Origin of the sequence: Pseudomonas putida (assembly GCF_022627325.1) — a bacterium.
Taxonomy (GTDB): Bacteria; Pseudomonadota; Gammaproteobacteria; order Pseudomonadales; family Pseudomonadaceae; genus Aquipseudomonas; species Aquipseudomonas putida_X.
This window is the reverse complement of record NZ_JAETZZ010000013.1, coordinates 128,285-141,761: the sequence shown is the minus strand read 5'-3', so window position 1 is coordinate 141,761 and position 13,477 is coordinate 128,285. Positions and strand designations below refer to the sequence as shown.

Below are 13,477 nucleotides of genomic sequence, written 5' to 3'. Positions count from 1 at the left end.
CTGTCAACGGCCGGCATCAGGCCAGCAGGCCCAACGACTTGGCCCGTGCCACCGCCTGGGTACGCCGCTCTACCCCGAGTTTGCTGTTGATATGGCTGGCGTGGGTCTTGACCGTGTGCAAGGAGATGAACAGGCGCTCGCTGATCTGCTGGTTCGAGCAGCCTTGGGCGATCAACTCCAGCACTGCCAGCTCACGACCACTCAGCGCCTCGCACGTGCCGCTACTCGGCGCCGCCAGCTCGGGCAGACGAGCCAGCAGCTCCACCTGAACCTTGCAGGCGGGCCGTGCGAGCAGCTGCTCGCGAAGCCACAGCGGGTGCTGCTCGATCAACCACTGAAACGGCTGCATCACCCCGCCTTGGGCTGCTGCCAGGGCCACGGGCAAACGCTCGGCAGCCTGCGCCTCGGCACCCTGCTCCAAAGACAAGGCCATCCATTGGCACAGCGCGCTGAGGGTCAGCATCATGCCGCCGCTTACCTGCCCGCGCTCGACCAGGCCGCGCAGGCGCCCAGCGGCATCCTCACTGCGGCCTTGGATGCGTTCGAGCAAGGCCTGCTGCAGCTCGATGTGCAGCGGTAACAACGGGTGGAACTCCGGCGCCGCCGCCGGCTGTTCGCCACCGTACGTCTGGCCCAGGCGCAGCAGCCAGGACTCGGCCAGGTCGATACGCCCCTGCGCCAGCCACAACTCGCACTTCACCAGCGTGATCATGGCCAGGTAGAAGATCGGCGGCACATCCCAGATATGCATCAGCCTCTCGGCTTCGGCCAACTCGGCGAAGGCGTCGGCGTAGCGCCCTTCACGGCCATCGAGGGTTGCGATCACGCAGTGACCTATCAGCACGCTGATGTCGCGGCAGGCGCGCGCTTCGCCCAGCCCCGCACGCAAGCGCGCACGCCCTTGCGCAGGTTGCAGGCGCGTCACCAGCAGGTAACCCTCGTACAACGTCAGCCGCGCGCGCACCGCATACAGCCGCTGCGCCGAGAGGCCCTGAAGGCGTTGCAGCCCTTGGCGTACTTCATCCAGCGCGCGCAGTGCCTCGCCCCTGGCATGCAGCACCCGGGCACGGTCGTAGTGCGCCAAGGCTTCGAACAAAGGGTTGCCAACCCGCTGGGCCAGCTCCAGCGCCTCGCGGTTCCAACCACGCGCTCGCCAGAAGTCGCCATCGGCAATCGCCAGGTTGGACAGCGTCGACAGGCACACCAGACGCTGCCCGTAACGTTTGCAAGGCAGGCTTTGCAGCGCCTCACCACAATAGGCCAGGGTGCGTTCGCGATCACCGCGGCCACGTGCAATTACCCCGCTCAAGGCCAGCCACTGGGCCAGCATGGAGCGTTGCGCGGTGGCTGAAGGCGCTGGCAAAAAGCGGCTGAGGTAGCTTGCCAGCTCTTCGGCGGCGTCCAACTGGCACGCCAGGCCCAGCGCCCAGCTGTACAGCACGATCAGCCGGGGCGTACTGATCAGCAGGCTGTCGGGCAAGTCCATCTTCCAGCGCAGCAGCATGCCGACGTTCTGCTCGGCCAACAGCTGCTCCTCCGACAGGCTCTGCACCAGGTCAGCGGCAACGTCCAGATGGCCAGCCCGCAGGGCTTGCTCCACCGCTTCGTCAAGCAGCCCCTGAGCCTGGAACCAACGGCAGGCACGCAGGTGCAGGTGCGCCTGCGGTTCGTTGGACTGGCGGCTGCGTAACAGGTCGGAGAACAGGTGATGGTAGCGATACCAGTGGCCATGCTCGTCCAGCGGCACCAGAAACACCTGGTGCGCCTGCAGGTAATGCAGGATGGCCGCGCTGTCGTCGCGCTCGCGCAGGGCATCGCACAACGCCGCGCAGAAGCGCTCCTGGCACGCCGTGTCGAACAGAAACGCCTGCACGTCTTCCGGCAGGATTTCGATGACTTCTTCCAGCAGATAATCGCGGATCAGCCCTTCACCGCCATGCAGAGCCTGGGGCAGCGCATGCTCGTCGCCGGACTCGCTAGCTGCCAGTTGCCAGAACCGCAATCCGGCAACCCAGCCGTCGCTGCGCTGGATCAGGTTGTCCAAGGCCTGGCCGCGCAGGCCTGTAGGCTGGCGTCCGATAACGGCCAGGGCCTCGTCGGGCGTCAGGCGCAGCTCCTGCTCGTTGATCTCGACCAATTGCCGCGAGAGCCGCAGCCGCGCCAGGTGCCAATCTGGCCGCTGGCGGCTGGTGACCAGCAACACCAAGCCGGCCGGCAAGTGGTTGAGAAAAAACTGCAGGCAGCGATCGAGCACCGGCCCCTGGGCCAGGTGATAGTCGTCCAGTACCAGCAGCAACGGTGTATCGGCGTGCAGGTACATCACCAACTCGTCGAGCAGGCTGTCGATCCATTCCTCGAAGGCGAAGGGTTGGTGGCGCTGGCGCATTTTCAGCAGGCCCATGGCCTGGCCGCCCAACGCCGGGCAGTACTGCTGCAGGCCCTCTAGCAAGCGCTCGAGAAAACGGCCCGGGTCGGCATCGCGCTGGCTCAGCCCCAGCCAGAGGCTGCGCCAATGGTCGGGCAGCGCCTCGCAGAACTCCATGGCCAAGGAGCTCTTGCCAAAGCCTGCCGGTGCATTGACCAACAACAAACGGCCGCCGAGGCCAGCCTGCAAGCGCTGGCACAGGCGCGCACGCGGCACGTGGCCGTGCGGCAGCGGCGGCCGGAAGAAACGCCCGTCCAGCAGGCCCACGGCCTGGCTGGCGACTCCATGCGTACGGGACAAATCAGTCATGGCCGGCTCGTTCTGATTGGAAGACTACGGCAGTACGGATTGTTCCGAGACTAGCGGGTAATGCGGAGCATTTGAAGATGATGGGCGCAAATGGCCCGTAAAAGACTACGACAAAAAAAGACGGAGCTGATTGACAGAGGGCTGGCGCAGGGTTTAGCGAGATATTCACCCGCTTTATGACTGCGCCGGCGACTCAATGGAGGGGCCGTAACAGAAACGCCCCGGCAAGCCGGGGCGTTCTGGGAGTATCACAAGGGGTGAAACACTAGCGGGTCAGCGAATACCCGACTGGCGCAGCGCAGCTGGCTGGAAATCTGCCTTGCTGGCACTGAAGCCGAAGTCGTAGGCGCGCTTCTCCTCGTTCTTCATGCCCAAGGCCAGGTAACGGCCCGATTGCAGGTCGTAGATGGCCTCCAGGGTGTACCAAGGTACCTGCACATTGTAGTAATCCTGGGCGTGCGCCTCGGAAACCCGCCACAGCTGGCCGCGGCCGTCATACTGGTCGATCACCGCTGCCTGCCAGGTATCCTCGTCGATATAGAAGTCGCGCTTGGCATAGATGTGGCGCTGGCCCGGCTTGAGCGTCGCGACCACATGCCAGACCCGGCGCAGCTCGTAACGGGTCAGGTCCTGATTGATGTGACCGGCCTTGAGGATGTCGGAGTACTTGAGCTTAGGATCGTCGAGCTTGTAAGCGTTGGAGGCGATGTACATCTCCTTCTTGCCTTCAAGCTTCCAGTCGTAGCGGTCTGGCGCACCGTTGTACATGTCCAGGTTGTCCGAGGTACGCAGGCCGTCGGCTGCGGTACCTGGCCCGTCATACGACACCTGCGGTGCCTGGCGCACGCGACGCTGGCCGGCGTTGTAGATCCAGGCCTTGCGTGGCTCTTTCACCTGGTCGAGGGTTTCGTGCACCAGCAGCACGGTACCGGCCAGGCGTGCCGGTGCGGTCACCTCCTGCTTGAAGTAGAAGAGGACGTTGCCCGGGTTGTTCGGATCGAAGTCCTTCATCTTGTCGCGAAAGACGAACTGGTCGGCGAAGTACACCAGGCTGTAGGAGCCGTTCTGCTGCGGCGTGGCCTGGGTTACCAAACGGCTGACGCTGCCGCCACGGTAGCGGGTGATGTGGTTCCAGATAACCTCGATGCCAGTCTTGGGAATCGGGAATGGCACGGCGGTCTGGAAGTTGTTCAGGCCGTTGCCGCCTTCGACCAGCGTGGTCGCAGTGGCATTCTTCTTGATGGCGGCGAACACATCGTCAGGTACCGTGGAACCGCGGTGGGTCTTGTACACCGGGATCTTGAAGGTTTCCGGGTAGCGCTTGAACATTGCCACCTGGCCTGGCGACAGCTTGTCCTTGTACTGGTCAACGTTCTGCGCGGTGATGGTGAACAGTGGCTTGTCGCTGGCATAGGGGTCGGAAAGGAAACCCTTGGCATCGACGCTGCCTGCAGTCTTTGACAGCGGCTGCCACGGGCCGATGGAACCGTCGGCGTTACCGGCCTTTTCCGCGCCCATCGGGGTCAGGGTGCTGCCCAGCTTTGCCGCTTCATCGGCGGAAACCGCAGCCATGACGCTGGTTGCCAGCAGGGACAGGCCCAGTACACCGGCTTGCAGCAGACTTCTGGTCTTGTTCATGTCGTGTCGTCCTGGATCTGTGTGCTTAGAAGTTCACGCCGAAGCTGAGGGCGACGAAGTCGCGATCATCCACGGTGCTGTACTTGCCGTCGAAGAAATTGGTGTACGACAGGCTCGCGGTGTAGGTGTTCTGGTATTCGGCATCCAGGCCCAGGCTGACGGCCTTGCGACCTTCCTCGAAGTTGCCACCAGGGCCGGGTGAATAACCGGATACGTCATGCGACCAGGCCACGTTGGGCTTGAGGTTGACCCCGGCAAACACGTCGTTGTAATCCCAGATGACCCGGGCGCGGTAACCCCAAGAAGTGCTGGTGGTATAGCCGTCGTTTTCGCACTTGCGGTTCAGGTTGGCGGTCGAGGCACCAGCACCGGCGCCAGCGATGGTGCTAGCATTGAGCGCCTGGCAGGTGTCGGCGCCACCCGTGGCTGGCAGTGGACCAGGGCCGAACACAGGATCACGGCCGTAGCGGGTTTCGCGCGCGTTTTCCAGGCCACCGACATGGGTGACCCCCAGTTCGCCGACCACAGTCATTCGGCTGGCACCCATCACCTGGTCAAAGAAGTGCGTCAGGGTGGTCTGGAACTGAGTGATTTCTTTGCGGCGGTAACCGTTCAGGTCTTGCCCTGGCGTGCCAGTGAGCAGCGAGGCGTTGCTCAACGCGCCACCTATTGGACGCACCCCAGCGAACAGGATATCGGTAGTGTTCAACTGCACTGGCGCATTCGGGCGGTAGCTGATCTCACCACTCCATGCGGTACCGGTGGGCAGCGTGGTGGAGAAGCTCAGGCCATACAGGCGGATGTCTTCAGGGTACTCGACGAAATACTGGGAGTTACCCGCCACGATCAGCGGTGCCAGGGCACGCAGCTGCGCTGGCAGCGCGCTCAGGCCTGCGAACACCGATGGCGATGCACCGGTTGCACTGAAAATGGGCGCCCGACTGTGATAGTTCATGAAGTAGGCACCGAACTCGGTGTCCAGCGGATCGAACATGTAGCGTAGGGCGACACCGAACTGGCCGCTGTCGCGGGCGTCGCGGTCGGCGCCACGGGCCACCATCACCCCTTCCTCGTTGATGTTCACGCCACGGGTGGCAAGAAACTGCCGGGCGGCTGCAGGCACTGTGCGGCTGCTGTTGAGCACGCGCAGGTTGTCGGTGCAGCCATCAGCAATGATGTCGGGCTGCGAGAAGAAGGTACCGCAGTTATCTACGACGGTCTGGTCCCACTCGATCTGGTAGAAGGCTTCGGCCGAAAGGTTGTCGGTCAGGCTCTGCGAGATGTAGAACATGTTGACCGGGATCAGGCCTTCCTTGATCTCCGCACCAGGGCGGCGGAAGGCGGACACGTCGATCGGGTTGATCGAGTTGATACCACCGCCGATGAACGTGCTTTCACCCCAGCTCACCACCTGCTTGCCCAGACGCACCGAGCCGGGCTGATCACCGATCGAGTAGTTGTGGTAGACAAAGGCATCGAGCAGCTGGGAACCGGAGGACTTGGCGCCCTCCTTGCGGTTGGAGTCACTGATGTCCTTGAACTCGCGGTTTTCGTCCTTGAGTTCAAAGTCGTACCAGTACTTGCCCCGCACGAAGATCCCGGTGTCCCCGTACTTCAGTTCAAGGTCATGGATGCCTTTGAAGATCTTCGAGAAGGTTTCACCTTTCTTGAAGTTGAGGTGACCATCGTCCGAAGTTTGCGAAAGACCCTTGCCGCCGTTATTGACCCCGATCAGGTTGCTGTTCGGGTTGGCGGTCGACCAGCTGGCCCCGACAGAGAGCGACGAGTCGAACTGGCCTTCGATTTCCCCGATGTTGAAACTGACCGCGAAAGCAGGGCTTGCGAGCGTGGAAGCAAGGCTGACGGCCAAAGGCAGCTTGGCCCGACGCCAGAACGGGTATGCAGATGTCATCGACGCTACTCCATGTACTTTTTTGTTATGGCAGTGAGTCCTTTCAAGAACGGCCCGTGCGACCGGTGTTCAGGCTTGCGCCCGTGACGACACGTGTTGCGCGTGTCGCCCTCCCCCATTCCTGAAAATCCCCTGGCCCCGACTATAGCCAGCCGACCAAGGTGCTTGATCCCTCTAAAGTGTGATTTGCATTCCCTTGGCCAATTCGCCCTGGCGTGTAACCAGGTTGCGCACCGGCAGTGCTCAAGCATGGCCGATTTTTACTGAATGGCAAGGTGCCAGCCGCTCTGGCCTGCGGGTCGTGTTGCGGGGCACACGACCCGCCATGCGGTTACAGGGTGGAAAGGAAGGCGCTGTTACTTGCCTGCCACTGGACGATGTCCTGGCGGATGCGCTTCTTGTCGAGTTTCCCGACACTGGTCTTGGGAATTTCTGTAACAACGGCGATCTGGCAGGGAATCGCCCACTTGTTGATGTGACCTTGTTCCACAAACGGCTTGAGGTGCTCCTTCAACGCCTTGGCATCGACCATCTGGCCGTCACGCACCACCAGCAGGGCAAACGGGCGCTCACCCCACTGCGGGTCGGCGACCCCAACCACGGCAACCTCACGCACATCAGGATGGCGGCTGATCAGGTCCTCGAGGTCCAGAGAGGAGATCCATTCGCCCCCGGTCTTGATAACGTCTTTGATGCGGTCGCGGATGTCTATGTAACCCATGCCGTCGAGCGTGGCGACGTCACCGGTGTGCAGCCAGCCACCCTGCCACAGCTCCTCGCTTTTTTGCGGTTCCTTGAAGTAGCCCATGGTCAACCAAGGGGCACGCAACACCAGCTCGCCTTGAGTCTCGCCATCTGCCGGGAGGAAATTGCCATCGCCATCGACGATCGCTGCCTCCACCAGTGGCACCGGCACACCTGCCTTGATGCGGTAGGTCACGCGTTCGTCTTCGCTGCCGGCCTGCAGCTCATCGTTCAGGTGCGCGGCAGAAATCAGCGGGCAGGTCTCGGACATGCCATAGGCTGCAGTCAGCTGAATACCCCGGGCCAGCGCCGCCTGATAAAGCGAGCGGTTGAGCGCACTGCCACCGATGATGATCTTCCAGCCGCCGAAGTGCTGGCCCTGGGAGCTCGGGCAATTGAGCAACATCTGCAGGATGGTGGGCACGCAGTGCGAGAAGGTGACCTTTTCGTCCCGCCACAGCTTGATCAGCATGTCGGGCTCGTAGCGGCCCGGGTACACCTGCTTCATGCCGAGCATGGTGGCCGCATACGGGATGCCCCAGGCATGCACGTGAAACATGGGGGTGATGGGCATGTACACATCATTGCTGCCAAGCAGGCGGACGCTGTCGATACTGCCGGTCACCGAAGCCTCGGCCAAGGTGTGCAGCACCAACTGGCGATGGGTGAAGTAAACGCCCTTGGGGTTACCTGTGGTGCCGGTGGTGTAGAACGTGGTGGCGACCGAGTTCTCGTCGAAGTCCGGGAAGTCGTACTGCGCGCTGGCCGCAGCGAGCAACTGCTCGTACTCGCCCACCAGGTTCGGCAACTCGGCGGTCTTGTCCGGGCCATCGGTCAGCAGCAGGGTCTTGTCGACCGTGGTCAACTGCCCGGCAATGGACTGGTAAAGGCCGACAAAATCGCTGTTGACCAGCACGAAGCGGTCCTCGGCGTGGTTCATGGTGTAGAGAATCTGCTCAGGCGACAGGCGCACGTTGATGGTGTGCACCACCGCGCCGATCATCGGGATGGCGAACATGCATTCCAGATAACGGTGGCTGTCCCAATCCATCACCGCCACGGTGTCACCGGCCTTGACCCCGGCTTCGGTCAGCACGTTGGCCAGGCGGGCGATACGTTCGTTGAGCTGTGGATAAGTCAGCCGCAACTGGTCGCGATAGACGATTTCGCGGGTCTTTTCATAGCGGCTGCCGGACATCAGCAGGCGTTTGATCAGCAGAGGAAAGCTGTAGGCGCCCTCGGCGGGCTTGATGATGCGGGTCTGCAGCATGGTTATCCCTTCTTGAAAAGCTGGCCGGACAAGTCTGTTACCTACTGTAGTTCGTCAATGTGACGGTCAAATCAGCCGAAGGAATGATTTGGCTGCGCGAGGTATGAGTGGCATTGTGCGGTCGATGGACCAACCCTTGCCCTGCCACTGGAGCCGTACCTATGCCCAGCCCGCGTCGCGCCGTGTTTCTCGACCATAAATCCCTGGACCTTGGTGACCTCGACCTATCACCGCTGCAGAGCCAGTTCGACGCCTTCGAACTGTACGACGCCACCCGCCCGGATCAGGTAGCCGAGCGCCTGCAGGGCGCTGTTGCGGTGATCAGCAACAAGGTCATGCTCGACGCCAACGCCCTGGCTGCCAACCCACAGCTCAAGCTGATCCTGGTCGCCGCCACCGGCACCAACAACGTCGACCTGGCTGCCGCCCGCGCCCAGGGCATCACGGTCTGCAACTGCCAGGGCTACGGCACACCCTCGGTGGCACAACACACCCTGGCCCTGCTGCTGGCGTTGGCCACGCGCCTGTGCGACTACAACCGGGCGGTGGCCGAGGGGCAATGGGCCAAGGCCAGCCAGTTCTGCCTGCTGGACTTCCCGATCGTGGAACTGGAAGGCAAAACACTGGGCCTGCTCGGCCATGGTGAACTCGGTGGCGCCGTCGCGCGGCTGGCGCAAGCCTTTGGCATGCGCGTGTTGAGCGGGCAGATCCCCGGGCGCCCGGCGCGCGACGATCGCCTGCCGCTGGACGAATTGCTGCCGCAAGTCGATGCCCTGACCCTGCACTGCCCTCTCAACGAACACACCCGGCATATGATCGGTGCACGTGAGCTGGCCTTGCTCAAGCCCGGCGCGCTGGTGGTCAATACTGCCCGCGGCGGCCTGATCGACGAGCACGCCCTGGCTGAAACCCTGCGTCGCGGCCATCTGGGCGGCGCTGCCACCGATGTACTGAGCGTCGAGCCACCGGTCAACGGCAACCCGCTGCTGGCCAGCGACATCCCGCGCCTGCTGATCACACCGCATAGCGCCTGGGGCGCGGTGGAGTCGCGCCAGCGCATCGTCGGCCAGCTCAGCGAGAACACCCAGGCATTCTTTGCCGGCCAACCACGCCGCGTGGTCAGCTGAGGGCAAGGGCAGGCTCTGCTACACTGCGCCACTTTTTTCAGGAGGCGTCGTCCATGGACCCGCGCAGTGAAGTTTTGCTCCGCCAGGCGGACCTGTTCCAGGGTCGGCTGCTGATTGCCGGCGCCCCCGCCGATGACCTGCTCGGCCAGTTGCCGCAGGCTCAGGCCTGGACGTGGCATGCGGGCGATCAGGCCATGCTCGACGCCCGCTTTGCCGGGCGCAGCCATTACGGCGTCGACGTGCCGCCGGTCCCCTTCGAGGCGGCAGTGCTGTACCTGCCCAAGTCGCGCGAACTGGCGGCCTACTTGGTTAACGCACTGGCGTCACGCCTGGGTGGTGGCGAGCTCTATCTGGTGGGCGAAAAACGCGGCGGCATCGAAGGTGCGGCCAAGCATCTGCAAGCCTTGGGCAAACCACGCAAGCTCGACAGTGCCCGGCATTGCCAACTGTGGCAGGTCACCGTGGACAACACGCCCGAAGCCAAGCCACTGGAAAGCCTGGCCGAACGCTTCACGCTCGAGCTGGAGGACGGCCCACTGCAAGTGGTCAGCCTGCCTGGGGTGTTCAGCCACGGCCGTCTGGACCGCGGCACGGCGTTGCTGCTCAAACACTTGGATAACCTGCCCGTGGGCCATGTACTGGACTTCGGTTGTGGTGCCGGCGTACTCGGCGCCACGGTCAAACGCCGTTACCCCCAGAGCCGGGTCACGATGCTGGACGTGGACGCCTTCGCCGTGGCCGCCAGCCGCCTGACACTGGCGGCCAATCAGCTGGAAGGTGAAGTCATCAGTGGCGACGGTATCGATGCTGCGCCCGGCGACTTGAGCCTGATCCTGAGCAACCCACCGTTCCATACCGGGGTGCATACCAACTATCAGGCTTCGGAAAACCTGCTGAAAAAATCAGGGCAACATCTGCGAAAAGGCGGCGAAATGCGCTTGGTTGCCAATAGCTTCCTGCGTTATCAGCCGCTGATCGAAGGCGCTCTGGGCAACTGCCGGACCTGCGCCGAGGCAGACGGCTTTCGCATCTATCAGGCAACACGCTGACAAAAACAGGGCTTGCCCAAACCGTTTCGCCTAGGCAGAATCCGCACCGTCCTAGGGGAGTAGTCTCCCGCAAGCAACCTGCTTGCCCGGCACGCGTCAACACACTTGGCCCACAGGCCATGGCGCGTGCGACCCACGATCTGCGCAGACGGATCCGGGGTTTGACAAGACCTATGACACGCACACCTTACCCGGGGCGGGGAGGCTGTACGTGTCATAGCCGTGTCGACCCGCCCCCATAGGAATCCTGATGCTGGAATCTCTTCTCGTACCCACCGCGATCGTCGCGTTAGCCGAAATTGGCGACAAGACGCAGCTGCTCGCGCTCATTCTCGCTGCCCGCTTCCGCAAGCCGTGGCCGATCATCGCCGGCATCATCGCCGCCACCTTGGCCAATCATGCCGCAGCAGGTGCAGTGGGTGCCTGGGTCAGCGGGTTCTTCAGCGAGACAGCGCTGCACTGGATACTGGCTGCGAGCTTCACTGCGACGGCCCTGTGGACCCTGGTGCCGGACAAGATGGATGACGATGAAAACCCTGCGCGACGTTTCGGCCCGTTCCTGACCACGCTGATCGCATTCTTCCTGGCCGAGATCGGTGACAAGACCCAGGTTGCGACGGTGATGCTGGCAGCTCAGTACCCGCACCTGATCATGGTCATCATCGGTACTACGCTGGGCATGCTGATTGCGAATGTACCGGTAGTCCTGGCGGGCAATTTTGCCGCAGAAAAGCTGCCGCTGACGCTGATTCGCCGCCTCGCCGCAACAGCCTTCATCGTGCTGGCAATCGTCGCTGTCTACTCGGCCATGAAAGCCAGCGGCTGGGTGGGGGGTTAAGCTGCAAGCTGCAAGCTGCAAGCTGCAAGCTGTACGAGAGAGGCAGACATACGCGTACTGCTCTTGCTCTTGCTTGCAGCTTGAAGCTTGAAGCTTGAAGCTGCTGTTACTTCTTGGCGGCCTGGTACAGAGGCATGACTTTGGGAATCGCCGCCTGTAACGAGGCGATCCGGCTCTCGGACGCCGGGTGAGTGCTCATGAACTCAGGCGGTGCGCCTTCGGACGCCTTGCTCATCTTGTTCCACAAGGTGATCGCGGCATTCGGGTCGTAGCCGGCACGTGCCGACAGCTCCAAGCCGATCAGGTCGGCTTCGTTTTCATTGGCACGGCTGTTGGGCAGGGTCATCGCGTAGTTCACCACCTGGTCTGCCAGCGCAATACTGTTCTGGCCAAGGCCAAACAACGCACCTGCACCCTGGCGGGCCATTTCCACACCATAAGCCTTGGACATCGCCTCGCGGCTGTGCTCACGCAAGGCATGCGCGATTTCATGGCCAACCACGGCGGCAATCTCGGCATCGGTGAGCTTGAGCTGGTCGATCAGACCGGTGTAGACGATGATCTTGCCGCCAGGGCCGCAGTTGGCGTTGAGCTCATCGCTCTTGATCACATTGACCTCCCACTGCCACTGCGCGGCATCAGGGCGGAATTTCGGCGCCTGAGCGATCAGCCGGTCGGCAATCACCTGCACGCGCTTGGCATCGGCGCTGGACTTGTCCAGCACGCCCTTGCTCGACGCTTCCCCGAGGGTCTGCTGGTACGACTGGGCGTACATCTGGTTGACCTCATCGGTCGAGAGCATGCTGAACATGTACTGCTTGCGCTCAACGCCCACAGCACCCCCGCTGGTGGTATTGACCGCCTGGCAGCCAGCCAGCAGGATGCCAGCACTCAACAGGCTGACGACAAAAGACTTACGCATGAAAACACTCCCTTTTTACATGCGGGATATCCTAGGCCGAGTCGCCCATGCGCTACCAGAGCCGCAGGGAAGATTTTATTTGCCTGTGAGGGCCCCATCAGGCCGGCGTCAGGCACTCGGGCGCATCCAGCTTCGGGTCATTGACGAAATTGGCCAACGCACGTTCACGTAGCGTGGCTGGTGGGCTGGCGAGCAGCTCATGCAAACGCGCCAGCGGCGTGTCAGGGTCCAGCCAAGCAGCCTGCCCCGCCTCATCCAGGATCAGCGGCCGACGCTGGTTCATCGCCGCCTGGGTCACTACCGCACAGCTCAACCACACCTGGTCCTGGACCGGATAAGCCTCCCATATGGCCGCGAACCACAACGACGCGCCCTCCCCCGGCGTCAGCCAGTAAGGGCGCTTGCGCGCCGTGCCGCGCCATTCGTAAAAGCCGTTGGCGGGCATCAGGCAGCGCCGCAGACGCAACGCTTCGCGGAACATGGGCTGCTCGGCCAAGGTTTCGGCCCGGGCATGCGCGGGGGTGCGTGAGAGGTCAGTGAGCCAGGCCGGGGTCAGGCCCCAGCGTGCCTTGGCCACTTGCATCTGGCCGTCGACCTGGCGCTGGATCAGCACCGAAGCGCCGGGCGAGATATTCCATTGCGCCGGCTGGCCAGCAGGAAAGCCTGGCAGGCTGGCAAGCGCCTGGGGCCAGCGAAACAGGGCATAGCGTCCACACATGGGCGAATTCAGAACCTAGCAGATCAAGGTACCGGGATAGCTCTCCGGTTCGTCGCCGACAAGCGGCTGGGCACCATTGTACGCATCGATCAGCTGCCGTGCGTACCCGGCCTGCTCATCGGCCACCGCAAGCCCGAGCAAGCCTTGCATCGGCAACTCGCCAACACCGCCCATCAGGTCACGGCCGATCAGGTGCACCTCGATACCCTCGCTGGCCAGCATGCCAGCGAGCATTTCTGCTTCCAGCAACGTTTCTGGTTCGTAGATCCGCCGCATCAGGCATCGTCCTCGCGTCTGACTTCAAGCATCCATTCGTCGCCGTGCACCTGCAGGATGAAAACCACCGGCTGACAACATACCTGGCAGTCTTCGGTGTACATCTGGTCGCCACCGGAGATGTCCACGGTGGTTTCCACGCGCTCGCCGCAATAAGGGCAATCGTAGAAGTCGGTTTCCAGCATCGCGGCCTCCGCAGTGACTTATGCGTATAATTGCCGGTCTGTTTACAGGGCCTGCGTGTGTCCG

General features: G+C 62.6%; 11 protein-coding genes and 1 riboswitch. Of the genes, 3 read left to right on the top strand and 8 right to left on the bottom strand.

All coding sequences use genetic code 11. The features are described from left to right. Nucleotides 1-16: 16 nt before the first annotated feature. The 4 genes from JNA92_RS20420 to JNA92_RS20405 all read right to left on the bottom strand — a co-directional run bounded on the left by JNA92_RS20420 (nucleotide 17) and on the right by JNA92_RS20405 (nucleotide 8,298). On the bottom strand, nucleotides 17-2,734 hold the full coding sequence (locus tag JNA92_RS20420; protein WP_241806348.1) for a LuxR C-terminal-related transcriptional regulator: 2,718 nt from the start codon (nucleotides 2,732-2,734) through the stop codon (nucleotides 17-19). Between the two features lie 273 nt (nucleotides 2,735-3,007). Beyond that, nucleotides 3,008-4,372 (bottom strand): DUF1329 domain-containing protein, encoded by a 1,365-nt coding sequence (locus tag JNA92_RS20415; protein WP_241806347.1) that lies wholly within the window; start codon nucleotides 4,370-4,372, stop codon nucleotides 3,008-3,010. Between the two features lie 25 nt (nucleotides 4,373-4,397). Continuing rightward, nucleotides 4,398-6,284, bottom strand: a complete 1,887-nt coding sequence (locus JNA92_RS20410; protein ID WP_241806346.1) for a DUF1302 domain-containing protein — start codon at nucleotides 6,282-6,284, stop codon at nucleotides 4,398-4,400. A 331-nt stretch (nucleotides 6,285-6,615) separates the two neighbouring features. Further along, nucleotides 6,616-8,298 carry a fatty acid--CoA ligase gene (locus JNA92_RS20405; RefSeq protein WP_241806345.1) on the bottom strand — a complete coding sequence of 561 codons (1,683 nt, stop codon included), beginning with the start codon at nucleotides 8,296-8,298 and terminating at the stop codon, nucleotides 6,616-6,618. Nucleotides 8,299-8,459: 161 nt separating this feature from the next. Here JNA92_RS20405 and JNA92_RS20400 point away from each other — a divergent pair, with 161 nt between their 5' ends. The 3 genes from JNA92_RS20400 (at nucleotide 8,460) to JNA92_RS20390 (ending at nucleotide 11,312) form a co-directional block, all read left to right on the top strand. Next, nucleotides 8,460-9,425 (top strand): 2-hydroxyacid dehydrogenase, encoded by a 966-nt coding sequence (locus JNA92_RS20400; protein WP_241806344.1) that lies wholly within the window; start codon nucleotides 8,460-8,462, stop codon nucleotides 9,423-9,425. A 53-nt stretch (nucleotides 9,426-9,478) separates the two neighbouring features. After that, nucleotides 9,479-10,474 carry a class I SAM-dependent methyltransferase gene (locus JNA92_RS20395; protein ID WP_241806343.1) on the top strand — a complete coding sequence of 332 codons (996 nt, stop codon included), beginning with the start codon at nucleotides 9,479-9,481 and terminating at the stop codon, nucleotides 10,472-10,474. A gap of 42 nt (nucleotides 10,475-10,516) precedes the next feature. Further along, nucleotides 10,517-10,637: riboswitch (yybP-ykoY riboswitch) on the top strand. Nucleotides 10,638-10,727: 90 nt separating this feature from the next. Further along, nucleotides 10,728-11,312 carry a TMEM165/GDT1 family protein gene (locus JNA92_RS20390; RefSeq protein ID WP_241806377.1) on the top strand — a complete coding sequence of 195 codons (585 nt, stop codon included), beginning with the start codon at nucleotides 10,728-10,730 and terminating at the stop codon, nucleotides 11,310-11,312. Nucleotides 11,313-11,418: 106 nt separating this feature from the next. Here JNA92_RS20390 and JNA92_RS20385 read toward each other — a convergent pair whose 3' ends face one another. From JNA92_RS20385 to JNA92_RS20370, 4 genes are all read right to left on the bottom strand, one after another. Beyond that, nucleotides 11,419-12,234: a M48 family metallopeptidase gene (locus tag JNA92_RS20385; RefSeq protein WP_241806342.1), complete on the bottom strand. Its 816-nt coding sequence runs from the start codon at nucleotides 12,232-12,234 to the stop codon at nucleotides 11,419-11,421. Nucleotides 12,235-12,331: 97 nt separating this feature from the next. Then, entirely contained in the window at nucleotides 12,332-12,952 is a 621-nt protein-coding gene (locus tag JNA92_RS20380) for an SOS response-associated peptidase (protein ID WP_241806341.1), read from the bottom strand. Between the two features lie 15 nt (nucleotides 12,953-12,967). Continuing rightward, nucleotides 12,968-13,228 (bottom strand): putative signal transducing protein, encoded by a 261-nt coding sequence (locus JNA92_RS20375; RefSeq protein ID WP_115273872.1) that lies wholly within the window; start codon nucleotides 13,226-13,228, stop codon nucleotides 12,968-12,970. Beyond that, nucleotides 13,228-13,413, bottom strand: a complete 186-nt coding sequence (locus JNA92_RS20370; protein ID WP_012316238.1) for a CPXCG motif-containing cysteine-rich protein — start codon at nucleotides 13,411-13,413, stop codon at nucleotides 13,228-13,230. The genes JNA92_RS20375 and JNA92_RS20370 overlap by 1 nt, the downstream gene beginning before the upstream one ends. Nucleotides 13,414-13,477 lie beyond the last annotated feature (64 nt).

Bases quoted from the DNA above. Each gene is read 5' to 3' on its own strand.
- JNA92_RS20385 (WP_241806342.1), bottom strand. From the start codon at position 12,234: ATGCGTAAGTCTTTTGTCGTCAGCCTGTTGAGTGCTGGCATCCTGCTG.
- JNA92_RS20395 (WP_241806343.1), top strand. From the start codon at position 9,479: ATGGACCCGCGCAGTGAAGTTTTGCTCCGCCAGGCGGACCTGTTCCAG.
- JNA92_RS20380 (WP_241806341.1), bottom strand. From the start codon at position 12,952: ATGTGTGGACGCTATGCCCTGTTTCGCTGGCCCCAGGCGCTTGCCAGC.
- JNA92_RS20415 (WP_241806347.1), bottom strand. From the start codon at position 4,372: ATGAACAAGACCAGAAGTCTGCTGCAAGCCGGTGTACTGGGCCTGTCC.
- JNA92_RS20370 (WP_012316238.1), bottom strand. From the start codon at position 13,413: ATGCTGGAAACCGACTTCTACGATTGCCCTTATTGCGGCGAGCGCGTG.
- JNA92_RS20410 (WP_241806346.1), bottom strand. From the start codon at position 6,284: ATGACATCTGCATACCCGTTCTGGCGTCGGGCCAAGCTGCCTTTGGCC.
- JNA92_RS20405 (WP_241806345.1), bottom strand. From the start codon at position 8,298: ATGCTGCAGACCCGCATCATCAAGCCCGCCGAGGGCGCCTACAGCTTT.
- JNA92_RS20400 (WP_241806344.1), top strand. From the start codon at position 8,460: ATGCCCAGCCCGCGTCGCGCCGTGTTTCTCGACCATAAATCCCTGGAC.
- JNA92_RS20375 (WP_115273872.1), bottom strand. From the start codon at position 13,228: ATGCGGCGGATCTACGAACCAGAAACGTTGCTGGAAGCAGAAATGCTC.
- JNA92_RS20420 (WP_241806348.1), bottom strand. From the start codon at position 2,734: ATGACTGATTTGTCCCGTACGCATGGAGTCGCCAGCCAGGCCGTGGGC.